The following is a 25,031-nucleotide window of genomic DNA, read 5'->3' as shown; positions in this document are numbered from 1 at the left end:
GACGCATCCTCACCTCCCGTCAGCCGCAATGAATCAAATCACGCAGCCATTGGCTAGGGGTTTTTGGAGGTCCCCACTTCTACACGCCCGCGAATACGCCCAGCGAGCTTTACCTTGTGGAAGATGATGAACTGGTCGCCGTGCAACTGGCGCCCTCGTCCACGGACGGATCGGTGGCGGTGACATATGTCGCCCAGGGCACACCTATAGATTTTGCCTCGATCGGGGGCGCGGTCGAAGCGGGTGGCGGCAGTGGCCTTGGCATAGGCGCTATCCTCGGCGGCATTGCCTTGGCAGGCGGCGGTCTGGCTTTGGCCGCTGGCGGGGGAGGGGATGATGCAGAACAACCCCAGCCCCCCGCGCCTCCGCCGGTGCCGGACACGACTGCGCCATCCGGTGCGACCGGCATGACGATCAATCCCACGGGAACGCAGATCACTGGCTCTGCCGAAGCCGGTGCGACAGTGCGGATCGATACGAACGGCGACGGGCAAGCCGATGTCACGACAGTCGTCGGTGCGGACGGCGGCTTCACTGCGCCGCTAAGCCCTGCGCTCACCAATGGGCAAACCGTTTCGGTGACGGTTTCCGATCCGGCGGGAAACACCAGTCCGGCGGTGACGATCAACGCCCCGGACAGCACAGCGCCGCAACCGGCGAGCGATGTCGCGATAACCGCCGATGGCAGCGGCCTCTCCGGCAAGGCGGAGCCGGGATCGACCGTTGGCGTCGATACCAGCGGTGATGGACGGCCCGATCAGACGGCCGTCACGCGACCGGACGGCACATTTCAGATCGGGCTGACGCCGCCGCTGATCAAGGGGGAACCTGTCGCGGTGATCGTGACCGATCCTGCTGGCAATAACAGTGCCCCCGTCAACGTGACGGCACCCGACCTGTCGCCCGCTCCGCCCGCGCCGGTTATCGGCCCCAGCAACGGTAAGGTGATCGAAGGAACCGCCGAACCAGGCAGCATGGTGACGCTTAGCGCGGGCGGCGTAGTTCTGGGCAGCGCGATTGTCGGCTCGGACGGAACGTGGTCCTTCACGCCCGCGACGCCTCTGGCCGACGGCGTGATCGTCAGTGGTGTAGCGGCGAATGCGCAGGGAGAGAACGGACCGGCTGCAACGATCACCATCGATGGAGCGGCGCCGGGCTTGCCCGTCATCGAGCCCAGCAACGGCACTGTTCTGGAAGGCACGGCGGAAGCCAATAGCGTCGTGACGCTGAGCGACCGGCAGGGTAATCCCATTGGCCAGGCCGCGGTGGACGCAAGCGGCAACTGGAGCTTTAGGCCCGCCGCGCCTTTGGCGAATGGCGCAGTCGTGCAGGCCATGGCTACCGATGCTGTGGGCAATACCGGCCCGGCGATCGCGATCACCATCGACGCGCTTGCGCCATCCGCTCCGGTGATCGCTCCGAGCAATGGCGTTGCTTTCTCAGGTGTCGCGGAGGCTGGCAGCACCGTTACGATTACGGGTGGTGGAGGCGCTGTGCTGGGCACCGCATTGGCAGATGCCAACGGCAACTGGTCCTTCACGCCCGCGCAGCCTGTGGCGGACGGAACGAACGTGTCGGCCAGCGCCAAGGACGCGGCAGGCAATGTCGGCCCGGCCGCCAGCATCGTCGTCGACGCCGTTGCGCCTCCGGCCCCGATCATCAGCCCCACCAACGGCAACACCATTGTCGGGACTGCCGAGGCAAACAGCCTCGTGACGCTCAGCAGTGGCGGCGCGGTACTTGGCACGACCAGAGCCGATGCGATCGGAAACTGGTCGTTCGAGCCAGCAGCGCCGCTGACGAATGGTGCCGTGGTCGGTGCTACGGCAACCGACGCGGCGGGCAATGTCGGTGCGGTCGGCACCATCGGGGTGGATTCCTCACTGCCGTCCGTGCCGGTCATCGATCCGAGCAACGGAGCGACGATTTCTGGCAGCGCAGACGCCGGGAACACCGTGACGCTGACCGATGGCAATGGCGTCCTGATCGCGCAGCTTGTAGCTGATCCCAGCGGCAACTGGAGCTTCAACCCGGCCGCGCCTTTGCTGGACGGTACAGTCATCCAGGCGGTCGCGCAGAATGGCATGGGCGTCGATAGCGCGCCTGCCTTCGAAATCGTGGACGGGATTGCGCCAGCCGCGCCCGTAGTCGATCCGAGCAGCGGTAGCGAATTGAGTGGCGTGGCTGAAGCTGGCGCGACAATCACGCTCGTCAGCGGCGGAGTGGCCATCGGCACCGCGACTGCCGATGCGAACGGCGCGTGGAGCGTAACCCTTTCGCCTTCTTTGGGAGACGGCGTGACCGTCAGCGTGACCGCCACGGACGCCGCCGGAAATACGGGCAGCCCCGCAACGGCAGTGATCGACGCGTCGGCACCTGCCGCCCCTGTTCTGGAAGCGAGCAACGGCGTGTTCCTCTCCGGCGAGGCCGAACCGGGCAGCATCGTTACTCTGTCGGCGGGGGGCACCGTGCTGGGTACGGCAACCGCCGACGTGAACGGCGACTGGGTGTTCACGCCGACGCCGCCGCTGGGAAATGGCGCAGTGGTGACGGCTACTGCAGCGGATGCAGCAGGCAATGTGAGTGCGCCAAGCTCGACGACGATCGATACGGTCGCGCCGCTTGCGCCTACGCTGGATGCGACGAACGGGACAGTGTTGAGCGGCATGGCGGAAGCGAACAGCATCATCACGCTGACCGATGGCGGAGGCGCCGCGATCGGCATGACCGTGGCCGACGCCAACGGGAACTGGAGCTTCTCGCCAGCACAGCCGCTTGGCAATGGAACCGTCGTCGCCGCAACGGCCACCGATGCCGCCGGTAATACAGGCCCATCCGGCACGGCAACTGTGGATAGCATCGCTCCTGCCGCGCCCACCATCGACATCAGCAACGGTACGCTGTTGACGGGAACGGCGGATGCAGGCGTGGCGATCTCGCTGATGGATGGCGCAGTGACGATCGGCACGACGGTTGCGGACGGCGCAGGCAACTGGAGTTTTACGCCAACGCCCGATCTGGTCGACGGCACGGTCGTCAGCGCGACGGCAATCGATGCGGCAGGCAACATCAGCGCAGCCGCCACGGTGACAGTGGACGCCCAGGCACCCATCGCTCCCGTCATCGCGCCGAGCGACGGGGTGAGCGTGACGGGCACCGCAGAGGCCGGGGCGACGATCACGCTTGAGGCTGGCGGCACGCAGATCGGGACGACGACCGCTGACGGCAACGGCAACTGGACGGTGACGCCATCGACGCCGCTTCCGGACGGCACGGCGCTGGTAGCGACCGCCACCGATGGGGCAGGCAATGTCAGTCCCGCTGCCAATGGCCTCGTCGATGCGCTGGCTCCGCTGGCGCCGACAGTGAACCCGAGCAACGGCATCATATTCTCCGGCACGGCGGAGGCGGGAAGCACCGTCACTCTGACGGATGGCGTGACGCCCCTCGGGCAGGCAGTCGCCGACCCCGCCGGGAACTGGAGCTTCATCCCGACCACACCAGTAGGCGATGCCGTGGTGGTGACTGTCTCAGCCAGCGATGCTGCAGGCAATGTCGGTCCCGCCGCTACCGTCACGGTCGATGCAGCGGCTCCAGCGGCTCCTGTCCTCGCGCCCAGCAATGGCGTCACCATCACCGGAACGGCGGAGGCGAACGCTACGATCGACCTCACCGATGGATCGGGCGACCCGATCGGCCAAACCACGGCTGACGGAAGCGGGAACTGGACCTTTACCCCGGGCACGGCGCTGGCCAATGGAACGATCGTGCTGGCGACGGCCACCGATGTTGCCGGTAACGTGGGAAGTCAGGCTGCGGTCATAGTCGACAGCATCGCGCCCGCCGCGCCTTCGGTCGTGCCGAGCAATGGCGCGCTCCTTTCGGGAACCGCTGAGGCCGGAACCGACATCACCATTACCGTGGGCGGCACGACGCTGGGCACGGTAACGGCGGACGGAAGCGGCAACTGGACATTTGCGCCTGTAACGCCATTGGCTGACGGCACGGCGGTCGGTATCACAGCCACCGACGCCTCCGGCAATGTGAGCCCAACAGCCGGGATCTTCGTGGACGCCATCGCTCCGGGAGCGCCTGTCATTGCCCCGACGAACGGCACCAATCTGGTAGGGACGGCAGAAGCGTTCAGTACGGTTTCCGTTTCAAGCGGCGGTACGCCGATCGGTACGGCCGTGGCGGATGTCAACGGGAACTGGTTGCTCACGCCCGCCTCACCTCTTCCTGATACTTCTACGGTGAATGCGACGGCCACGGATGCTGCGGGCAATGTGAGCGGCCCCGGTTCTGCGACGGTCGATGCGTCGCTGCCGTCCGTGCCCGTGATCGCGCCGAGCAATGGGGTCCTGATCAGCGGAACCGCCGATGCCAACAACATAGTGACGCTGACGGACGGCAATGGCGTCCTGATCGGCGTGGCGCCCGTCGACGGGGCGGGCAACTGGAGCTTTACCCCGCTGGTGCCGCTGAGCGACGGGACGGAGGTACAGGCTACGGCCGAAAATCTGTTCGGAACCGATAGTGCCGCGGCTGCCATTACGATAGACGGCGTCGCGCCTGCCGCGCCTATCCTCGATGCGACGAACGGGGTTGCGATCAGCGGAACTGCGGAGGCTGGCGCGACGATCACGCTGACCGATGGCGGAGGAGGAGCAATCGGCACGACAGTCGCCGACGGCACCGGCAACTGGAGCTTCACACCCGGCGCGCCCCTCGGCAATGCCACGGTCGTCAATGCCATTGCGACGGACGCCGCCGGGAACGCCAGCGCCCAGGGAACGGTCACAGTTGATGCGCTCGCGCCGGGGCTGCCCGTCATCGACCCCAGCAACGGAGTGCTGCTGACGGGCACGGCGGAAGCCAACAGCACCGTGACGCTCGCGGACGGGAACGGCAATGTTCTGGGGCAGGTCGCGGTGGACGGAAGCGGCAATTGGGCCCTGGCGCCTAGTCCGTCGCTTGCCAACGGCGTGACGGTAAACGCCAGCGCCACGGATGCGGCGGGCAACACCGGCCCGCTCGCCAGCACCATCATCGATAGCGTTCCTCCACTTGCACCCGCAAATCTGCTCGTGTCCGCAGACGGATCGGGCCTTGCGGGCACGGCGGAGGCGAACAGCCAGGTTCGCATCATCGTGGATGGCGACACGGCCAACCCCGTCTTCGCGACAGCCGATGGCACAGGCGCGTTCACGGCCACTTTCGCGCCGCCACTGGTGCTGGGTCAGACGCTGCTGGTGACGGCGGTCGATGCTGCGAACAATGTCAGCCCGCCCGCCTATACCGAAGCGCCCGATCTTGCCGCGCCATCGCTGATCATCGCGGAAGCGGCCGACGGCTATATCAACGCCGCGGAGGTCGGCAACGGCATTCAGGTGGCCGTGGGACTGACCGCCGGTGCGGACGTTGGGGATGTCATTACCGTCGAGTTCGTCGGCCAGAACGGCTATGTCGCCAATCAGGCGCACGTCATCACCGCTGCCGAACGGGTTTCCGGAACTGCCGCCATCACCTTGATGCCACCTGCAGGCATGGCTGCCTATCCGCAGGGCGCATCGTCGGTGACGGCGTCGGTCAATGGGAGCACCGCGTCGAATGCCGTGAACTTCGTGGTGGACACAGTGCGCCCGCCGACGCCTGTGCTGTCGCTGGTAGGCAATCTGCTCACGATATCGGGTGAGCCCGGAAGCGAACTGACGGTCGACGTCAATCTGGAGGGCGTCGTCGCAACGGCTATGGTCACGGCTGACAATAGCGGTCTGGCGTCGCTCAACCTGCTGACGGATCTCGACATCGATCCGACCTGGGACCAGTTGCTGACAGCATCCGTCAGCGTGCGCGGCGAAGATCCGGCAGGCAACCAGAGCAATGTCGCGACTCTGGGCATTGGAGGCGCGGTCGGCGATCAGATCGTGACGGTCGGAAATTTCGGGCTGGATGTCGCCTTGCTTCCGCCGACGCTTGGCTTCAGCGGGCGGACGGAAAGCGGATCTACGGTGAGCGTCGAGATCGTGACGCCTGCGGTCACTGTGGTGGTGGCGCCGCCAGTGGACGCCAATGGGAACTTTGCGGTCAATCTGCTTAGCCCGGCCGTTCTCAGCCAGCTTGGGCTCAGTCTCACGGGGCTGCTGAACCTTGGCGCGGGTCTTAGCTTCAATGTGGTCTCGACTGACAGCGAGGGGAATGAAAGCGCGCGTTATGGCGTCAATCTGCTCGGCTCGGGACTTGGCTTCAATGTCGGGCAGATTTCGATTAATGGCGACGCGGGTGTCGACTTGCTGTCCGGCACTGATGGCCGGGCCGAGGTGATCAACGCGTTGGACGGCGACGACCTAATCCTGCACGTCGGCAGCGGCGATGTCGTAAATGCCGGGAGCGGGAACGACACGATCGAACTGTCGGCAACGAACTTTGCCAGCGTCGATGGCGGGGCCGGGTTCGACACGATCCTCTTCGATAACGGGATCGACATCGACTATAACGGGCCGGGGATTGGCACCTGGACCAATATCGAACGCATTGATCTCGGCACCGGGGACAGCGGCAGCGTGCTTACGCTCACCAGTGCCGAAGTGGATGCCGTCACGGACTCCAACAATATCCTGCAGATCACGGGCGAAGCCGACGATCAGTTGGTGGTTACCGGCGCTGTCGATACCGGGACTGATCAGACGATCGGCGGCTTCATCTACGACGTCTACACCTTCGGCAACACGACTCTCTATGTCGAGGAGAACACCGTGGCGGTCGTGGTCTGAGTGGAGGGCTGCCGGAAATCTCGACTGCGAAGGTTCGGGGCAGGAGCGGCCCTGCTGCTCCTCGCCCTGCTGCCCACCGGACTGGAAGCGACGCCGGTCGAAGAAGCCGTGCGCAAGGGGCTGGTCATCAACCCGAAGGTGAAAGCCGCCCGGCTCGACGAGAAGGCGGCGGATACCGACATTTCCATCGCGCAGGGGGGATATTATCCGGCCGTGTCGGTGTCCGGAGGCCCGCGTTCCATCAGCGAAGGGGGCATGTCCTACGATGTCACCGTGGCGCAGATGCTGCATGACTGGGGCCGGGTGGGCAGCGGCGTGAACAATGCCACGGCGCAGCGGCGCAAGCTGTCCGAGCAATTGCGGCTCGTCAGCGACGAGGCTGCGCTCGAAATCGTCGAGACCTACCTCGATATCCTTCAGGCGGAACGCCAGATCGCCGCGCTGAACATCTATATCGAGCGACTGAACGAAATCAAAGGCATGACGGAAGCACGCAGCGAAGGCGGCTATGCCGACCGCAGCGAGCCGGAACGCGCGACGCTGGAACTGGCCCGCGCAACCGACCAGCTCCTTGCCGAGCAAGGCAATCTACGCGATGCGCGCAATCAATATCTTCTCCTCGTCGGCGAGGAGGCCGCAGCGCTTGAGGAGCCAGTGCCGCAGTCGGTCGCCGGTTATGTGGCGGCGAGGAATGTCGATGAATTGATCCTTGCTTCGCCTTCATATCGCAAGGCCCTGGAGGACACCAAATCCGCGCAGGCGGGCCTACGCGAAGCGCGTGCGTCGCTTTTCCCGCAACTCAATCTCGAAGCATCGACGCTGCGGCGGGACATTGGCGGCCGCGCGCAGAGCGATACCGTGGTGGGGCTGCGCTTCCGTATGAGCAACATCCAGGGCTTCTCGAACTTCCTGCGACCGCGGGGCGCCCAGCAGCGCGTGGAATCGGCGATCTGGAACGAGGCTACCGTCCAGCGTGAAACGCGGAGGCAGGTCCGCACCCAACTCGACACGGTAGAGATGATGCAGCAGCGCGAGCAGGCGCTTCAGTCTCAGGTCACTGGCTCCGATGCCGTCAGCGAAACCTATCTGGAGCAATTCAAGGTAGGTCGCCGCGATGTGATCGACTTGCTGAACGTGCAGCGGGAGCGCTTCGATGCGGACCGGCAACGCATCACGCTCCGTATCGAGCAACTGCGCGCGCAATATCGCGCGGCTGCGCTGCTCGGTCTTATCGGCCCGCTTCTGGAAAAGGGTTTGCGCTGATGCTCATGGACGACATTGGCCGAAGCGGAAGGTCGATCTTCCCGAAGAATGAAGGGCGTGCTCGCGATCCTCTCTGCGAGGGGCTGGTCCTGCTGTGCAAGCAATTGGGAAGAGCGACGAATTCCGCCGAACTTGGTGACGGCATGCCGCTGGAGCAGGGGCGCCTGCCCCTCACCATGGTTCCGCGCGCCTTGCGCCGCATCGACATAGCGGCACGGGTGCAGGCGCTGCCGCTGACCGGGCTCAACGATTATCTCCTGCCGTGTCTGCTGTTGCTGGAGGACGGCAATGCCGTTGTGCTCACGGCGTTGGGCGAAGGCTCGGCAAAGCTGTTGCTGGCGGAGGCTGGCGGCGGAGAACAAAGCCTACCCCTGTCCGAGCTTGAAGCGCGGTACAGCGGCACCGCCATATTCGCTAAAGCCCGCTACCGGACGGACGGACGCGTCGGTCATTTTGCGGCGACCACCGGGGAACACTGGTTTTTCGGGGCATTGAAGCGTCACCGCCGTGCCTATGGCGAAGTCGCACTGGCGGCGATGGTGGCCAATCTGCTTGCCATCGGCTCGGCATTGTTCGCGATGCAAGTCTATGACCGCGTGGTCCCTAATGCTGCCTTCGACACATTATGGATTTTGGCGAGCGGTGTGGCATTGGCGATCCTGCTGGAAGGTGTGCTTCGAGTCATGCGTTCGCATCTGCTCGACACGATGGGCAAGCGGCTGGACCTCAAGCTGTCGTCGCAATTGTTCGAGCGAGTCCTCAACACACGCCTCGCGGCAAAGCCCGCATCTCTCGGCGCTTTCAGCACGCAGGTACGGGAGTTCGAATCCGTCCGCGAATTCTTCACCTCGTCCAGCGCGGCAGTGATCAGTGACCTGCCTTTCGTCGTGATCTTCCTGGTGATCATCGCGCTGATCGGCGGCCCCATCGTGTGGGTCCCCGTCGGCGCGATCGTCCTGATCGTCGGACCCGGTATTCTGAGCCAGCGGCTGTTGGGCAATCTGTCGCGCAGGACCTTGCGCGAGGGCGCCGTCAAGAATGCGATCCTCCTCGAATCCATCGAGCATCTGGAGACGGTCAAGGCGACGCGGGCAGAAGGCCGGGCGCTGGCGCAGTGGGAGACGTTGACGGCAGAGCTGGCCGGAACGGCATCGCGCACGAGCATGTTGGCGACGATGCTCAGCTACAGCGCATCGATGGTCCAGCAGCTCTGCTATGTCTCGGTCGTCATATTCGGCGTGTACCGGATCAGCGTCGGGGAGATGACGGTCGGCGCGCTGGTCGCATGCTCCATCCTCGCGTCGCGCGGGATCGCGCCGATGTCGCAGGCGGCGAGCATATTGGGTAGATGGCAGCATACGCGTGTCGCGCTTGAGGGGCTGGATCAGTTGATGTCCGCGCCTGTCGAGCGCCCCTTCGGTAAGATACTGGTGCGCAAGGAGCATATTGCCGGGGCCTATCGGGCCGAAGAATTGAAACTGCAATATGGCGACAACGCGCCGGTAGTGGACATTGCCGCGCTCTCCATCCAGCCCGGCGAGCGTGTGGCGCTGCTCGGCGGCAATGGCGCGGGCAAGTCGTCGCTGTTGCGGCTATTGTCCGGCTTCGGCGATGCCACGTCTGGGCGCCTGCTGCTGGACGATGTCAGCATGGCCGCGATCGATCCCGCCGACCGCCGACGCGCCATCGGCTATCTGCCGCAGGATGTCGCGCTGCTTCACGGCACGCTGCGGGAGAACCTCAACCTGGAGAACGCGGCGCTGGGCGATCAGGAGCTTTTGGGCGCGCTCGACGCCGTGGGCCTGGGCACGTTTGTCCGCGCCAATGCGATGGGGCTCGACATGCCGCTGCTTGGTAATGGGAGTTTTTCGGGAGGGCAGCGGCAGGCAGTCGGGCTCGCCCGCATCCTGCTGCAGGACCCGGCCATCGTCCTGCTGGACGAGCCGACCGCGTCTTTCGACCAGACGAGCGAGAAGCATGTCATCGATCATCTGAACACATGGCTGGGAAAGCGCACCTTCATCGTCACCACGCACAAGAAGAGCTTGCTGTCGCTGGTGGACCGAGCGGTCATCCTGAACAACGGGCGCGTGATGCGAGATGGCCCACTTGCGGGCATATTGAACGAAAATCCCGCGGGCACTGCTGTCGATCGGAAAGGCGGCGCTCATGCTGGCTAGGCTCTCGCCATCCGAGCGGCTGCAGCGGGAACTGGGAGATCCGTTTCTCAGCGACGTTCATCCCGCGTCCCGCACCTTGCTATGGACGATATTGATATGCGTCGTCGTGTTCGTCGGCTGGGCCGCCTTCGCGAAGCTGGACGAGGTGACGCGTGGCGAGGGCCGTGTCGTCCCCTTCAGCCGGATGCAGAAGATCCAGAGCCTGGAAGGCGGCATTCTGGGCAAGCTGCTGGTCAAGGAAGGTGATCTCGTGACCGTCGGCCAGCCACTGGTCCAGCTCGACCAGACGCATTTCCGCACGTCCTTTCTGGAATCCGATAATCAGTCGACGGTCCTCAAGGCAACGATCGCGCGTCTGGAGGCGGAGGTGCTCGGCAAGGGCGGAATAGCGTTCCCCGCCAATATTCCGCCGGACAGTCCCTTGGTTCGCTCCGAACAGGAATTGTTCAAGTCGAGGCGGGACAAGCTGCGCGAGAACAGCGCATCCATCGCGCGCCAGATCCAGATCGCGCAGAGCCAGTTGAACATCGTGCGACCTCTCGCGGCGCGGAAAGTGGTGAGCGAAATGGAGGCACTGAAGCTCAGCCAGGAAATCGCGACGCTGAGCGGCAAGCTTGCCGAACTCAGGAACAGCTATTCACAGGAAGCCTATACGGAACTCTCGGCCAAGAAAGCGGAACTGAGCGCGCTGGAGCCCATAGTGCAGCAGCGTCAGGACCAACTGCGGCGCACGGAGATCGTGTCGCCCGTCCGCGGCCGCGTCAACAAGATCGCGATCAATACGAAAGGCGGCGTGATACAGCCCGGCGAGGCGATCATGGAAGTCATTCCCGTCGAGGAAAGGCTGCTGGTCGAAGCCCGGATCAAGCCCCGGGACGTGGCATTTCTCGTTCCGGGCATGCCGGCCAAGGTCAAGATCACGGCCTATGACTACACGATCTATGGCGATCTCACTGGAACGCTCGAACAGATCAGCGCGGACACGATCGAGGAAGAGACGCCGCGAGGCAAGGAATCCTACTATCAGGTGCTGATCCGCACCGACGGAACGCAACTCAAGCGCGGCGCGGAGGTGCTCCCCATCATCCCGGGCATGGTAGCGGAAGTCGACATCCTGAGCGGTAAGCGCAGCGTCCTCAATTACCTGCTGCGGCCTATCATCAAGGCGCGGCTGAACTAGGCATTCCGCGCTGAATGTCCTCTATTGCCAGTTGTTCGCGTCGAAGCTGGAGCTTGGCTGATCTGAACAACTGGATCTGTTCGACCGCTGCCGGGAAAGCCGACGGACTGCACCTGGGGACGGCAAATTGTTTGCTGAGTGTCTCGGATGGGTCGGAACTGCCATTAGTTTGGAGCCAGCCCTTAGAAGAATCGGCAACTGCCTCCGCTGTTCGCTTAAGCGGCACAGCAGAGGCATTCATTTCGATCGCTAGATCTTCACTGATACGCCGACGTACATAAATCGTCCGATGTTGTCGTATATTGCGTCTCCATCGCCGATGCTGCCATTCCCCAGCAATCCATAGGGAGGCTTCTTGTCAGTCAGATTATCGATACCGCCATAGAAGTTAAAGCGCTTGTCCATGTCGAAAGATGCTCTCACCGAGTGGTAAAATACTCTCGGATAATACACCACGTCTGCATAGTTTGGATTGAGAGCAGGAACGCCGTAAGTGTCATGCTGCGCCTCCCAATCCGTGATCGATTGCCTGCCGATGTACCGCAATTGGTATCCCAGTGTGAGGTTCTTATGCGTATAGTCGATTGACGCATTGACGTTCCATATGGGATCGCCGAGTTCGCCTTTCACACGCTCGGGCTGTTCAGGATTGTCCAGATATGGATAATCCGTTCGCGTCCTGACCCATGTTCCGACGACGCGAAGCGCAAGCCTATTATCCGCGTCGAAATTGTGCGTGTAGGCGGCATCCACATCTATGCCCTTTGCTACAAGCGCGGCGAAGTTTACGGTACTCTGGAGGAGCGCAGGGCGGGCGAACAGGCCGTTGGACTGCCGGGGATTGATGAGGTTGCAGAACTGGTTGTCGAGCGAGGCGGCATCATAGCAGGCGTCCAGAATTGTCTGGGCGTCTACTGAACTGATGACCTTGCTGATCTTGATATCGTAATAGTCAGCGGTGATCGAAAGACCGGGAATAAAGCTGGGCTGCACGATCACGCCATAGGTCCAACTGCGTGATTTTTCCGCCGTGAGATCAGGATTTCCACCGGACAGAAATTCGGTGCTGCCTGCGCGTGCTACGCTGTTGACGAAGCCTGCGGGTACGCCCGCCGCGGCGCAATTTGCGGCACGTGTCGATCTTCCCTTGTCGATGAAGTTGATGTCGCAAGGGTCGTCCAGCAGATCGAAGTTCTGCGATGGCGAGGAATAGAGATCACCCAGCGTGGGCGCCCGAACCGAATGAGAGTAATTGACCCGGAATTTCACGTCCCGGACAGGCGCGTAGATGGCGCCGCCGTTGTACGCCCATACAGTGCCTGTCGATCCCTTGTAGTCCGCTACCCTGACGGCGCCATTGATCGAAAGCTCTTGTGCGAAACGCGTGTCACGCAGCAGCGGTACGTCCAGTTCTCCATATGCCTCCTTGACGGCGAATGACGGCGGATTGAAATCAGGTATGGCATTCAGGAACGTGTCGCCTGCCTGAACAAAGTCGTCATAGGAATACTGCGCTTTCTCTCTGCGATACTCGCCGCCGATAGCGAAGCGGACAGGCCCACCGGGCAACTCGAACCATTGCGAGGTATCTCCGACCACGTTTGCATTGATAACAAACTCACTCGCGCTGCCGGTACGATAGGAAGTGGTGTTGATGTAGTTTAGGGCAGCTTGGCTTGGCGCACCATTGCCCAGCAGATTGAGAGGAACGCAGGCGGGATCAGTCACGGTCGCCTGATTGATCCGGCAGACGATCTGGCCTGCGCCATTGAACACAGCGTCCGCAGCGTTGTGAAAACGAGATTCAATGCGATTGTTGTAAAACACTGCGCGACTTTTGAACTTGCCGTAATTGACCGACACGTCATAGCGCCAGTCATCGTTGAATGTGCCTTCCGCGCCAACGACGATGCGATAGGTGTCACGGCGGTCGTACTCGTCACGCGTGCCCAGATCATTGTTGTTCCGGTTGAGCCGGAAAAACTCTGCTCCTGCCGGCAGGAGCGAGCGAATTGTCGCTGCCGCACCGGGCTGAAGATAGGCATTGTCGAAGAATATCGGTTCGCCAGAACCCAGATAGACGTCGGAAGCCGCAGGAATGCGGATCGGGTTGCCGTCGTCATCTTCAGATGCAACGGTGCCCTGCTCGCCTCCCTGACCGAATGTGGGAGCACCCTGATTGAAGCTCTTAACGCGCACGAATTTGGCTTCGATGAAGGGCCTGAATGCGTCCGAAACATCATAGTGCGCGACCAAATTGGCCACGTAGCGTTCTAGTGAGGGATTAAGGGTGCTGCGATCATTGAGAACCGCGCCGTCACCATTCTGGTTGTTGCCTGACCCGGCAGGGCGGAAATCGGTTCCATAATCATATTCCCTGAGTGACCCGTCGGAATTGAACCCGAACACGCGCGGAAAGCCATTCTCACGGCAAGCTGCAACCGCGCCCGTGCCGCAGCTGAGCAAGCTCCCGCCATTGTACGCTACGAAGTTCCCTCCGTTATCGTAGCCAAAGCTATGGACGCCCGTGAGGAACGAGCGATCGGGGATGTTGTTGTCCTGCGAGGGATTGTCCACCAACTGAAACTGACGACGGCCAGCGAGCGCGCCGGTAAGTGACGGACGATCCGAATAGGTAACGAGGTCAGCGTTATTGTATTCCAGGCTAAGCGCTACGTTGCCGCGGCCCTCGCCGAAGTTGAGGCCATAGGTTCCGGATAGTCGATATGTTCCCCTGTCTCCTTTGCTGGAGATGCCGGACTGCGCATTCAAAGAAATCCCTTCGAAGTCGCGCTTCAGCACGAAGTTGACGACGCCCGCCATAGCGTCCGACCCATAGACTGCGGAGCTGCCGCCCGTCACGATGTCCACACGATCAATCAGGTCAGTGGGAATGGTATTGCTGTCGACGAGGAACTCACCTTCAGAAGCTGTAATGTGACGCCGGCCATTCACCAGCACGAGCGTGCGCGATACGCCAAGGCCGCGCAGGTCGAGCAGATTGAGGCCCGAGGTCCCAAGGAACTGTGTCGAATTGGCCTGACTATAGGTTGACCGCAGGGATGGCAGGTCATTCAACACATCACCCACTACCGTTCCGCCAGTGCGCGTCAGGTCCGCTGACGTGAGAGACGTCACGGGAATAGGCGAGTCCAATGTCGGTCGCGCAATGCGTGAACCAGTGACGATGATAGTGGTATCATCTGCCTCGGGAGCCGCTACGCCTTGCGCGTCACCTGCGGGAACAGCGCCCGCAGACGAACTAGATGTCTGGGCGTGTGCCGAAGCGCCAATCGCAATCAGTGCGACGGCAGAGGCTACAGAACTCAACAACGCATGTTTATGCCAGTCGATCATGACGATCCCCTATCTTATCAGACACGTAGGGCTGCGTCAGACTGCCCTTGCGATGGTAAGCCGGAGATGATCGGAAGGTTTCACGCCCTCATAAATTAGTTAACAGTGTGTCATGGAAGTGACAGCTATGGCTGCAGCACCCGGCCTATCAATTTCGTAACCCATCACTATGCAGATCGCGGGCAATCCCTCAGCTATGAAGGCATGGTAAAACCAAACCGACAACGGTCCGGTCTCAAATACCACGCGCTTCGCATTCGGCGCGCGCTTGCGGATCACTTCTGCGAGCAGCTTCGGGTCGAACGCACATTTACCGCGCCAAATAGGCTTGCCATCCTGACGAACCGATATCGGAGTGTCTTTGATGAGCCTATCTGTTGGTAATAGTATTCTTTGCTCAGGTTCAGGCCTCTCAGGCGGATCGAAAAGCGGTCGCTCTTCTCGGTCCAGGTGAGCGAGGCGCTGAAGGTCGTGCATTCGGGATAGAACAGGCGATTGTCCAAAGCTGCCGGCGCCCCGCTGAAGTGGTAGGCGTTGCCGGCGAGGAGGAATGTTCCGTCGTTGGTAGGGATAGCGTAGTCGAACCCGATGTTGCCCGAGAATTTGGCGGCATTGGGCAGGCGCTTGCCGATCGCGTTGAAGGGCACGGTGCCCGATGCACCGGTGACCGGATCGCAGAAGAAGCCGCCTTGGTCGGGGACGCCCGTCGCCGCGGGGCGACAGGTGTTCGGCGCACCGGGAAAATCGCCGACCCGGGTATCAAGAACGCTGACATTGGCCCTCAGTGTCAGGTTCTGGACGGGATGAAGTTCCGCCTCGATTTCGCCGCCAGTGACCTTCGCGCTCGGAAGGCTCTTGTCCGGGACGGCAAGGCATCCAATGCTCTTGGTCGGGGGGCGTGCAACATCCTGATTTGAAGAGACTGCCCCCATGAACAATAGTGATCGTATCATCCGCCTTAAAACCGTTCTGGCCCGCACCGGGCTTTCCCGCACGACGCTCTATCGTAAAATGGGCGAAGGCACTTTCCCGCGCCAAGTGAAGATCAGCGTCCACGGTGCCGGAGAGAGTCCGCCGTCAACCGCTGGATTGCCGATCCGGTAAGCTACCGGGAGGAGTTGGGCGTTTGATCCTGTTGCCGTGCCCTGCCTCCTGTGGGCGCGCGCACGGCGACATTGGCGGCTTGCTATCAGGCGGCTTGGCTCTTCGCCTTACCGAATTTGCCGCTCACGACCTTCTGCCCATCGCGCAGGAAAGCGAGATGGTAGGACCAGTGCCGCATCATCCGCACCCGCTCATCCCAATATTCTGCACGCGTATAGGCACGGCGCACAGCGTTGTTGTCGCAATGGGCAAGCTGGCGCTCGATCGCGTCGGGGTGCCAAAGGCCCATCTCGTTCAAGAGCGTCGCGGCCATCGCCCGGAAGCCATGGCCGGTCATTTCCTCCTGCGCGAAGCCCATGCGCCGCAAGGCAGCGTTGATGGTGTTCTCCGACATGGGCCGGTCCACCGAGCGGAGGGACGGAAACGGGAGACGGCTATAGTCCGCGTCATGCTCGATGGTTTCGAGGATCGCCAGCGCTTGCCGGGCCAGGGGGATGCTATGGGCGCGGCGCATCTTCGTCTTGTGTGCTGGAACGGTCCACAGCGCCTTGTCGAAATTGAAGTCGGCCCATTCGGCATGGCGTAGCTCGCCGGGACGGACGAACACATGCGGGAGCAATTGCAGCACCGCCTTGGTGTTGGCGAAGCCATCGAACGCCTCGATGGCCCCTGCATTGTCGGCGTTAGTGATAGCGGCCAGGTTGACGGGTTGAGGCGCAATCAAAGCGCCGCGCAGGTCCGCCGCCACATCACGCTCGCGCGAGCCGTGGCGATGGCATAGCGGAATATCTGGCTGCATGTGCTGCGCAGGCGCTTAGCCGTCTCGTAGCGGCCCTTGCCCTCCATTTTGCGCAGCATGGTCAAGACCTCCTGCGCGGTGATGGCGGTAACAGGGCGCTTGCCAAGCTACGCATTGATGAAGGTCAGTAGCCAGCTCAGCTTCTTTATCGTGACGGCGGAGCGGCCTTCACGCTCGACTTCACCAGCCATTCGTCGGCAACCGCCTTGAAGCTGTTGGACGCGGCCACGGTAGCAGCAATCCGATCCAGCCTGATCTTTTCGGCGGGATCATCCCCCTTCGCCAGCACCTTGCGGGCGGCGTCGCGCTGCTCGCGGGCATCGGCAACGCCGGTGTCGGGATAAACCCCGAAGGCCAAAGTCTTCTGCTTGCCAAGGTGGCGGTAGTTCATCCGCCAGTAGCGACCGCAATTGGGCGTCACATACAGGAACAGGCTATCGCTATCGGTAAGTTTATAGGGCTTGGCTTTGCCCTTGGCGTTTTTGATCGCAGCGGCGGTGAGCGCCGTGATGGTATCTCCTTTTGGGGAAGGATGCGCTACCATCAGACATACCATAAACTTGCTGGTATCCGGTGGTCCAAGACCGCTCCATATGGGATACCTATACCAAGAAAAACCGCAGAAATCCGCCGTTCCTGGCACCTTCTGATACTCTCTGGGAGAGTGTTTTGGTGACCCCTACGAGTGTATAACTTTTGTCTCAGGCAATGTCGGGACGTCTCTAACTACTCTGTAAAATCAACAATTTGTCTTGCACGGTGTTCGCAGTCGGTCGCTCCGGTTTGCCCGAATTTGGCTTAAAATGTGGGAACGATTGTGGGAACGTTTGCCCGCCCATAGTGTGGGAACGCCTCCAATGCCCAAAATGGGAACCGAACCGATGGCACTGACAGCATTGAAAGTGAAGAACGCAAAGCCCGGTCGCCATGTCGATGGCCGGGGGCTTTGCCTGCTGGTGAAGGACAGCGGTGCGCGGACATGGGTTCTGCGGATGCAGAAGGACGGCAGGCGGCGCGACTATGGCTTGGGGTCGGCGCTGGACGTGTCGCTTGCCGACGCGCGCGACGCTGCATCGGCGTTGCGCCGTCAGGTGCGTAAAGGAGCCGATCCGGTGGCCGAGCGGCGCAAGGCACGCAAGGTGGTGCCGAGCTTCGAGACGGCGACGCGCGACTGCTACGAGGCGTTGAAAGACGGCTGGAAGAACAAGCGGCACGCAAACTGGATTTCCAGTTTCGAGAATCATGTCTTTCCAGCGATCGGCGCGAAGCCGGTTAACGAGGTGGACAGCGCGTGCGTGGTCGAGGTGCTGTCGCCCATCTGGCTCACTATCCCCGACAGTGCGCGGCGTGTCCTGCAACGTATCGGCGCGGTGCTGGACTTTGCGCATATCAAAGGATGGCTTCCCGGCGAAGTGTCGTTGCGCTCCGTCCGCAAGGGCCTTCCCCGTCAAATGGACAAGGGCGGGCATCTGGAAGCCATGCCCTATGCCGATGTCCCGGCGCTCATGCAGAAGCTGGCGGCGGCATCGCCGACGACCGGGCGCGACGCTTTGCGCTTCACCATCTACAACGCCGTGCGGTCCAATGAGACGCGCTTTGCGGTCTGGACCGAGTTTGATTTGGACAAGGCCATCTGGACCATTCCGGGCGAGCGCATGAAGGCAGGAGAAACCCATGTCGTGCCGCTTTCCGCGTCCGCCGTGGCACTGTTGCGCAAGCGGTGGAGCGAGCGGGTTAGCGATACCGGCCTTGTATTCTCCAATGACGGGGCAAAGGCCATTAGCGACATGACCACGACCCGCCAAGCCGTCTTGTGCTATGCCTCCTGTGCGTATGCTGTCTCGCTTTTTCCTGGCGCGCAAGGGGATAGGAAATAGAGTTCCGGAAGTAGGCACTATACTGCCGCTTTCGGCATTCAGTGCCGATTTGCACATTTTGGTGGCACTTGTAACACCGTGATAGCCGTTTCCTTATGGCAATTGTCATGCGATTGAATTACATAAAAGCCCAAGGAGTGATCCGATGGCCAATAATGCCCTGATTCAGACACGCATCGATTCGGACGTAAAGGACCGCGCCTCCGCCGTGTTCGAGCGGATGGGGCTTACCGTATCAGACGCCGTGCGCATCCTTCTGACCCGCACCGCACGCGAGGGCGTTGCCCCCATGGAGCTGCTGGTCGAGCGGCAAGCCTATGACCAGTGGTTCCGGGCGCGGGTGCAGGAGGCGCTGGACGACGATCGGCCTGACATTGACGACGCCGAGGTTTCCGCGCGATTTGCCGAGCTTCGCGCGAACGCGCGAAAGGGCATCAAGCCGGTGCAATGAAACTCGCTTGGTCCAATCGGGCGACGATTGATCGTCTGGCGATATTCATTTGGATTGCCGAGGATAATCCGCAAGCCGCTGCCGATTTGGACGATCGGATTGAGGCAGCGGCCCAGCGCCTCAAAGACTTCCCGAATAGCGGGCGTCCGGGCCGGATCGAAGGCACGCGCGAATTGGTGATCGCGCGCACGCCTTATATCGCACCTTACCAGATCATTGGGGATACCGTGCGCGTTCTTCGCGTAATCCATGGCGCGCGCATGTGGCCCCACGACATTCCCCAGGAGTTCGCCCCGGAGTAAGCTGCCAGATACCCCCCGTTGGTGCACGATTGGCCGTCTGCTGTCAGTCAGCTCCCAGCGAAAAATCGTGAAGAGCGGACATTCGACTGCCGTCACCGAAAACATCAGTCGAACGCTGCCTTGCGGCTCCACTTCAGGGCCATTCAGGTATAGCCTGAACCCTGTGTTGTCGTTATGTTCTATCTGAGCAAGAGAAGAACCTCATGGCAACAGAACCCAAGACCAACGACATTGAGCGCAGCTTTCAGGACATACCTGGCGACAAGCTCACCGAGGCCGAGCAAACTGCCTTTCTCATGGATTTGGGCTGGCACAAGGGCTCGAACTGGACTGACCTGCTAAAATCCGAACGTATCCTCATCATTTCCGAAGCAGGCGCGGGCAAAACCTATGAGTGCCGCACCCTCCAACAGGCGCTTTGGGCTGCCGGTGAACCTGCCTTTTATGTTGAGCTGGCAGACCTTTCGCGCAACAACCTGCGCGATCTGCTGTCGCACGACGAAGAAATCCGCTTTGATGCTTGGCATGCGTCCCAATCGGATGTCGCGACTTTCCTTCTGGATTCCATCGACGAGTTGAAGCTTAGCCTCGGCTCTTTTGAGCAGGCCCTGAAACGCTTGGCCAAGGCGGTTGCCGGGCAGCTCGGCCGAGTCCGAGTGATTATCACTTCCCGACCCATTCCCGTCGATGAGCAGCTCTTCCGTCAGATTTTGCCGGTGCCGGATGAACCGGACGAGGCCGCGACCAGCGAGCAATTCGCGAATAGCGCTATGGCGCGCCGAGCGCAGAAATCTTCCGAGGAACAGATTGCGCGAGATTGGCGCAACGTCGCTCTACTGCCCCTGTCCAATGCCCAAATCAAACAAATGGCGATCAGGGAAGGCGTGGATGATCCCGACGCGTTGATCGCCGACATTCGGCAGCGTAACGCCGAAGAGTTTGTACGCCGTCCGCAGGACCTGATCGAGCTGTGTGTCGATTGGCGAGAGCATCGTCGCATTCGCTCGCACCGCGATCAGGTGGCGAGCAACATCGCCGTGAAATTGAAACCGCGTGAAGATGGGCGGGAAAAGGTGGCCTTGTCTGCCGACAAGGCATCGGAAGGTGCCCGCCGTCTGGCTCTAGCAGCCACCCTCAGTCGTAAGCTCACCTTGCGCCATAGCGCCGAGGCCGATCGCGAAGGCGATCCGACCGATGCGCCGCTCGACCCTTCATCCATCCTCCACGACTGGACGCCGGACGAACGCACGACGCTGCTGGAACGGTCGCTTTTTGGCTTTGCCTCCTATGGCCGGGTGCGCTTCCACCACCGTTCGGTGATCGAATATCTCGCCTCCGAGCATCTTCTTGCTTTGCGTGCGCAGGGTATACCCGTTCGGTCGATCAAGCGCATCCTGTTTACCACCACCGCGCAAGGTGACGAGGTGGTCAAGCCGTCGGTACGCCCGGTTGCCGCATGGATGGCTCTGCGCGAAGACGCCATTTTCGAAGAAGTGCTGCGACGCGAGCCGGACGTTCTATTGAATTTCGGCGACCCTGAATCGCTCTCGCCCGCGCAACGGCAACGAAGCTTACGTGCCTATGTTGCACGCCATAGTGCGGGCGGCTGGCGGGTGTTGGCCAGCTCACTGCCGCCGGTGCCGCGCCATTCGTTGATAAATTTGTCAATTTCAGCGGGTTCAAGCATTGCCTGAGGTGTAAAGCACAGCCACCATTTCTGAGCAACGCTCAAGTCTTGAACGCATAGGCATCGCCGATTCTAGGCTTGGCGCACGCGTAAGGCACTCGACAAAGGCTTTTCAAGGCCCCTCATCCGCAACTTCCGATGCAGAGCCGACACTCACCGTGACGCTGTGGGTGACCGCGATTGGTCGCTAGCCGCGTGCGCTAGCGGCAGCTATCGCCACATTTCAGCTCCGAACGGGACAATCTGCCACCGGTCATTGCACTACTAACTGGGGTTTCTCAGGCTCTTTGTGACCAGGAGCGAATTTCGTCCCGTAAGGTTCCGAATTATACCATCAGGCCCCACGAAAAATGTGGGAACAGCTGTGGTATCAGTTTTAGGAATTTATCAAATTGCCACGCAAAATCAATGCGATAAAGCACTTGACTGGTGACCCCTACGGGAATCGAACCGGATTTTCAGGGCACTACAGGGTATCAGAGGGGAAATAAACCGCTGTTTTTCAACAATCCGATTACCCTCGAATACCCTCCAATGCCCTAAATGGGCCACCTGATTGGGCCACCTACAGTGACAAGTGGCCCACTACCATTATCCCGTGAACAGTCAACCCGCCGAGCTCGAATAGCTGTCGAGCGACGCCCTCTGGATCGTCGTATATCAGGGAGCGTGAGCATCGGTGCGGGCGGCCAAAATATACCATCTTGTTAACCACTTCTGCGTGTCGGTTCCCCTCATAACGGCGAATTGCCGAACGAGGGATTTCAGGCATGATGCGCTCGGAACATTCCGTTCCGACCAGGGGGGGCAAGAACGGGGCATCGGCGCGGTTTGCCGATGACGCCCAAGTGGGACGGAGAGCGATGCCCATGAAACAGGATGCTCATATTCAACCCATGCTGGACGTGCACGGCCGCCCAGCCGTTTTCGCGCCTCTTTGCAAGTCGATCATCAACGCAAGAGCGATGTCGACAGCGGCGTTTGGATCTCTCTGTTCCGATCCGGGAGGCGAGATGCTTCTCGATCTCTATTGGCGCGAAAGCCAAGGGTTGAAGACATCCCTGACAAGCATGTGGCTCGCCTCGAAAGCGTCGGAGATGACGGCCCGCCGCTGCCTGGCGGTGATGGAGGAACAAGGAATTGTCGAGCGAATGCCCGATCCTTCCGATGGACGCCGCACCAACGTGCGGTTCACGGCGGAGGGCCGCAAGAAGATGGACGACTGCTTCAGCGCCCTTCTCGTCGGCTACGCAGAGACCTGTCAGGACTGCGCGCGCAATTGCCATGATGGGCCGTCGTCAGATGGCTGTGCCAGCCTTTGGAACAGCATACCCTTTTGTGCCTTGCTTGGCGACCTATCCGTCACCTCCACAGGTCGAAGGCAATGAAGTAACCGCCTGACTCAGCATCACGCCATTGCTCGGGAAAGCTGATCAGGATCGATGCCGATACGCTCCCCGATCGAGCGGGGCATCTCGGCGCTGGTCTCCCGACGACAACGGTGTTGCCGCCGGGAGTGATAGCCGCGCCAAATGGCTTGGCGCGACGCGGGGGCGACTTTTAGCAAAGGCCTCGACAACATCCAGCGCAGATGATCTCCGCTTGCCGTTGCGGAGCGTCATTGCAACGTATCCCATTGCTGCGTGAGAATCCGGCGGTAGCCGGTTTCGGTCATCCATCTGGCGCGGCGCAGATGATCCTCCCAACAATGCCGCGTGCGCTCGGGCTCGGCGAGGGGGTCGCGGTGCAGCACGATCCGGGCAACCTCCTGCCAGTCTGCGCCTTCGGCGTCAGCATCGAGCAGCCGCAAATAGGTGATGGTATGCTGATCGTCATAGGGCGTGATGTTGTCGGACCAAGGCACGTCGTCCGCAACATCAGGATCCAATTCGGGCTTCGGCTTCTTCACCTTGCCTCTCCTTCGAGTGCGGACCACGCGCTAGTTTGTCGACTTTGGCTTAACGTTGGCGCGGTTCAGTTCGAGGAGAAACCAATCTCGAAACTTTCCCATATGTTCTCCCGCATCAGCGACAATCTGCGCCACTAGCTCCTCACTTAGATCATCCTTCTTCAGGTCTAGATCTCGAAGAGCACACGTCACCATATGACGTTGAAAGACGTATATCGCATTACGGATATATCCACGCACGATCATCTCAATCGATCGCTCATTACCGTTTGCGTCATTGATGAGCTTTTCTATGGCCACAACCGTAGGATTTGGATCAGCAATCGTCTGCTGCATTTCCGGCGTCAGCTTCCTTTCCAGATCAGGCATAGATTACTCCGGATCGCTTACTCAGGCCATGCCGGAATATTCGCACGGGCATACCCGGCAGACAAGGCTTGGCTGTAGCCAACTCCATCGGACTTCCTTCCGCAGTATTACCATTGAACCGCCGGTCACGGTCAATACGGATCTGAGGAGAGGAGGAGATGCCGCGTGCGCGGAAGGTTCTCTCCATACTCCATCATAGTCCTCGTGATCTCACGTCGCGTCGCCGTTGTGGGAGGGAAGAGGGGCTTGGGCTGGAGGATAGCCTTCAGCTGGAGAATTTCTCATGGCCCTTTCGCGGACCAGCGCCGATCCCCGCTTGCACGCCGCCGCCGCCAGCATCGTCAAATCCCTGGGCGGCGAATGGAAGCCATCGGGCGCAATGTGCCGGTGCCCCGCTCATGACGACCATCGCCCAAGCCTGTCGGTCCGGGTCGGTGAACGCGGTATCCTGTTCAAATGCTTCGCGGGCTGCTCAACGCTCGAAGTCATTCGCGCACTTCGCGGTGATCGGCGTAGCATCCCTTCGAGCGAAGGCGGCTGCACCATGCCCGATGGACGGAAGCGTCAGCTGTCGGGGCGGATATGCTCGCTCTGGAAGGAGGCTTCCCCAGTCAATGATACACCGGCCGATGCCTATCTGGCATCACGCAGACTGGCTGGTTCGCATCCCTCGCTCCGCTATCATGATCGGGTTCCTTACGGGCGCGGGGAGACCGTCCGTTTCCGCCCCGCGCTGCTTGCCGCCGTGGAGTGCGATACCGGCGTCGTAGCCCTTGAGCGGCTATTCCTCGATCTTTGCACTGGTCTGCCAGTCACTGATCTCGATCCGCCGAAACGGCTTCTGGGCCGTCCTCTTGGCGGCGCGGTTCGTTTTGGCGCGGCGACCAGTGTGCTCGGCCTTGCGGAGGGCTGGGAGACCGCATGGTCCGCGCATTTTCTGCTGGGCATTCCGGTCTGGGCCGCGCTTGGGTCCGATCGCTTGCCGTTCGTCACCATTCCCGAGCGGGTCGAGCATCTCATTCTGCTCCCCGACGACGATCCGCCCGGACGACGATGTGCGCGGCGGGCTCGTCATGCGCATGCGCGGCCCGGCCTTATGATCGAGACGAGATTCCCCGGCGGCGGCTTCAACGACTGGAACGACCGGCATCGCGCAGAAGGGGGAGAGGGAGGGAGGGAGGGAGGTGGTTGGGGCAGGCAACCTGACGGTCAGCTGCGCTCCGCACATTCAGGCACATGCGGCGGAATGGACGCCGACGCGGCCCTGACCAGCCCGCCATATTCGACAAGGAGACGAGCCTTGACCTCGCCACAACCGAGCTATCCTGCCATGCTGCCCCTCTCGAAGATCGTGAAGGGCGACAATCCCCGCCGCTATTTCGACCGGAAAAAGCACGACGAGATGGTGGCTTCCATCCGGCTACGCGGCATAATCCAGCCCATATTGCTTCGCCCGAGGGGCGATGTCTTCGCCATCGTCGCCGGAGAGCGCCGTTACCGGGCAGGGCTGGAGGTCTACGGCCCCGACGGCGAAGTACCGGTCATCATCCGCGAGATGACGGACCAGGAGGCGCTCGAAGCTGCGATCGCCGAGAACGACGACCGTGACGATCCTTCGGAGACCGAGCAGGCGGATGCCGCCGTCCGCTACCTCGCTGCGTGCCAGGGCGACCGGGCCGAGGCCATACGGCGGCTCGGATGGTCCTGACCGGCCCCCACTGAGTGGTCCGTGCTGATTGTTAGTGCATTATCGCCTCCGTTGCCATTGCCGCCTGGAGGT

At 61.4% G+C, this 25,031-nt stretch carries 13 protein-coding genes and 5 pseudogenes; 12 read left to right on the top strand and 6 right to left on the bottom strand.

Going from position 1 to position 25,031, the window contains the following annotated elements:
- Positions 1 to 116 precede the first annotated feature (116 nt).
- From QHC67_RS16495 to QHC67_RS16480, 4 genes are read left to right on the top strand one after another with little or no spacing between them, the layout of a single operon-like run.
- Complete coding sequence (locus tag QHC67_RS16495; protein WP_319295908.1) at positions 117 to 6,773, top strand: Ig-like domain-containing protein; 6,657 nt, start codon at positions 117 to 119, stop codon at positions 6,771 to 6,773.
- Positions 6,774 to 8,036 (top strand): TolC family protein, encoded by a 1,263-nt coding sequence (locus QHC67_RS16490; protein WP_319295906.1) that lies wholly within the window; start codon positions 6,774 to 6,776, stop codon positions 8,034 to 8,036.
- Positions 8,037 to 8,041: 5 nt separating this feature from the next.
- On the top strand, positions 8,042 to 10,216 hold the full coding sequence (locus QHC67_RS16485; RefSeq protein ID WP_319295904.1) for a type I secretion system permease/ATPase: 2,175 nt from the start codon (positions 8,042 to 8,044) through the stop codon (positions 10,214 to 10,216).
- Positions 10,206 to 11,396 (top strand): HlyD family efflux transporter periplasmic adaptor subunit, encoded by a 1,191-nt coding sequence (locus QHC67_RS16480; RefSeq protein ID WP_319295902.1) that lies wholly within the window; start codon positions 10,206 to 10,208, stop codon positions 11,394 to 11,396. The genes QHC67_RS16485 and QHC67_RS16480 overlap by 11 nt, the downstream gene beginning before the upstream one ends.
- Before the next feature lie 249 nt (positions 11,397 to 11,645).
- Here QHC67_RS16480 and QHC67_RS16475 read toward each other — a convergent pair whose 3' ends face one another.
- The 3 genes and pseudogenes from QHC67_RS16475 to QHC67_RS16465 form a co-directional block, all read right to left on the bottom strand.
- Positions 11,646 to 14,753 carry a TonB-dependent receptor domain-containing protein gene (locus tag QHC67_RS16475; RefSeq protein ID WP_319295901.1) on the bottom strand — a complete coding sequence of 1,036 codons (3,108 nt, stop codon included), beginning with the start codon at positions 14,751 to 14,753 and terminating at the stop codon, positions 11,646 to 11,648.
- A gap of 168 nt (positions 14,754 to 14,921) precedes the next feature.
- Positions 14,922 to 15,119: pseudogene (locus tag QHC67_RS16470) on the bottom strand (IS110 family transposase); the annotation flags it as partial.
- Entirely contained in the window at positions 15,029 to 15,685 is a 657-nt protein-coding gene (locus QHC67_RS16465; protein WP_319295909.1) for a TonB-dependent receptor, read from the bottom strand. The gene QHC67_RS16465 and the pseudogene QHC67_RS16470, both read right to left, overlap by 91 nt.
- On the opposite strand from QHC67_RS16465, the pseudogene QHC67_RS16460 reads away from it, so the two are divergent.
- Positions 15,684 to 15,883, top strand: a pseudogene (locus QHC67_RS16460) (helix-turn-helix transcriptional regulator). The gene QHC67_RS16465 and the pseudogene QHC67_RS16460 overlap by 2 nt on opposite strands.
- Before the next feature lie 59 nt (positions 15,884 to 15,942).
- Here QHC67_RS16460 and QHC67_RS16455 read toward each other — a convergent pair.
- Positions 15,943 to 17,200, bottom strand: a pseudogene (locus QHC67_RS16455) (tyrosine-type recombinase/integrase).
- A gap of 313 nt (positions 17,201 to 17,513) precedes the next feature.
- On the opposite strand from QHC67_RS16455, the gene QHC67_RS16450 reads away from it, so the two are divergent.
- The 5 genes from QHC67_RS16450 to QHC67_RS16430 all read left to right on the top strand — a co-directional run bounded on the left by QHC67_RS16450 (position 17,514) and on the right by QHC67_RS16430 (position 22,361).
- Positions 17,514 to 18,533, top strand: a complete 1,020-nt coding sequence (locus tag QHC67_RS16450; protein WP_319295899.1) for a tyrosine-type recombinase/integrase — start codon at positions 17,514 to 17,516, stop codon at positions 18,531 to 18,533.
- 145 nt (positions 18,534 to 18,678) lie between these two features.
- Complete coding sequence (locus QHC67_RS16445; RefSeq protein ID WP_021316614.1) at positions 18,679 to 18,984, top strand: type II toxin-antitoxin system RelB/DinJ family antitoxin; 306 nt, start codon at positions 18,679 to 18,681, stop codon at positions 18,982 to 18,984.
- Positions 18,981 to 19,286 (top strand): type II toxin-antitoxin system RelE/ParE family toxin, encoded by a 306-nt coding sequence (locus QHC67_RS16440; RefSeq protein ID WP_319295895.1) that lies wholly within the window; start codon positions 18,981 to 18,983, stop codon positions 19,284 to 19,286. Before QHC67_RS16445 ends, QHC67_RS16440 begins: the two co-directional genes overlap by 4 nt.
- A 203-nt stretch (positions 19,287 to 19,489) precedes the next feature.
- On the top strand, positions 19,490 to 20,980 hold the full coding sequence (locus tag QHC67_RS16435; protein ID WP_319295893.1) for a hypothetical protein: 1,491 nt from the start codon (positions 19,490 to 19,492) through the stop codon (positions 20,978 to 20,980).
- 862 nt (positions 20,981 to 21,842) lie between these two features.
- Positions 21,843 to 22,361 carry a MarR family winged helix-turn-helix transcriptional regulator gene (locus QHC67_RS16430; protein WP_142634106.1) on the top strand — a complete coding sequence of 173 codons (519 nt, stop codon included), beginning with the start codon at positions 21,843 to 21,845 and terminating at the stop codon, positions 22,359 to 22,361.
- A 230-nt stretch (positions 22,362 to 22,591) separates the two neighbouring features.
- On the opposite strand, the gene QHC67_RS16425 is transcribed toward QHC67_RS16430, so the two are convergent.
- Both QHC67_RS16425 and QHC67_RS16420 read right to left on the bottom strand, forming a co-directional pair.
- Positions 22,592 to 22,882, bottom strand: coding sequence for a DNA -binding domain-containing protein (locus QHC67_RS16425; RefSeq protein ID WP_142634104.1), 291 nt, complete (start codon positions 22,880 to 22,882; stop codon positions 22,592 to 22,594).
- 30 nt (positions 22,883 to 22,912) lie between these two features.
- The gene (locus QHC67_RS16420) at positions 22,913 to 23,251 is read right to left on the bottom strand and encodes a hypothetical protein (protein ID WP_142634102.1); all 339 of its coding nucleotides are present in this window, start codon (positions 23,249 to 23,251) and stop codon (positions 22,913 to 22,915) included.
- A gap of 283 nt (positions 23,252 to 23,534) precedes the next feature.
- Here QHC67_RS16420 and QHC67_RS16415 point away from each other — a divergent pair.
- Positions 23,535 to 24,353: pseudogene (locus QHC67_RS16415) on the top strand (toprim domain-containing protein); the annotation flags it as partial.
- 198 nt (positions 24,354 to 24,551) lie between these two features.
- Positions 24,552 to 24,956, top strand: a pseudogene (locus tag QHC67_RS16410) (ParB/RepB/Spo0J family partition protein); the annotation flags it as partial.
- Between the last annotated feature and the right edge of the window lie 75 nt (positions 24,957 to 25,031).

The sequence above is a fragment of the Sphingobium sp. genome, from assembly GCF_033795625.1.
GTDB lineage: Bacteria > Pseudomonadota > Alphaproteobacteria > Sphingomonadales > Sphingomonadaceae > Sphingobium.
The sequence above is the reverse complement of the archived record's forward strand: the minus strand, read 5'-3'. Positions and strand labels throughout refer to the sequence as shown.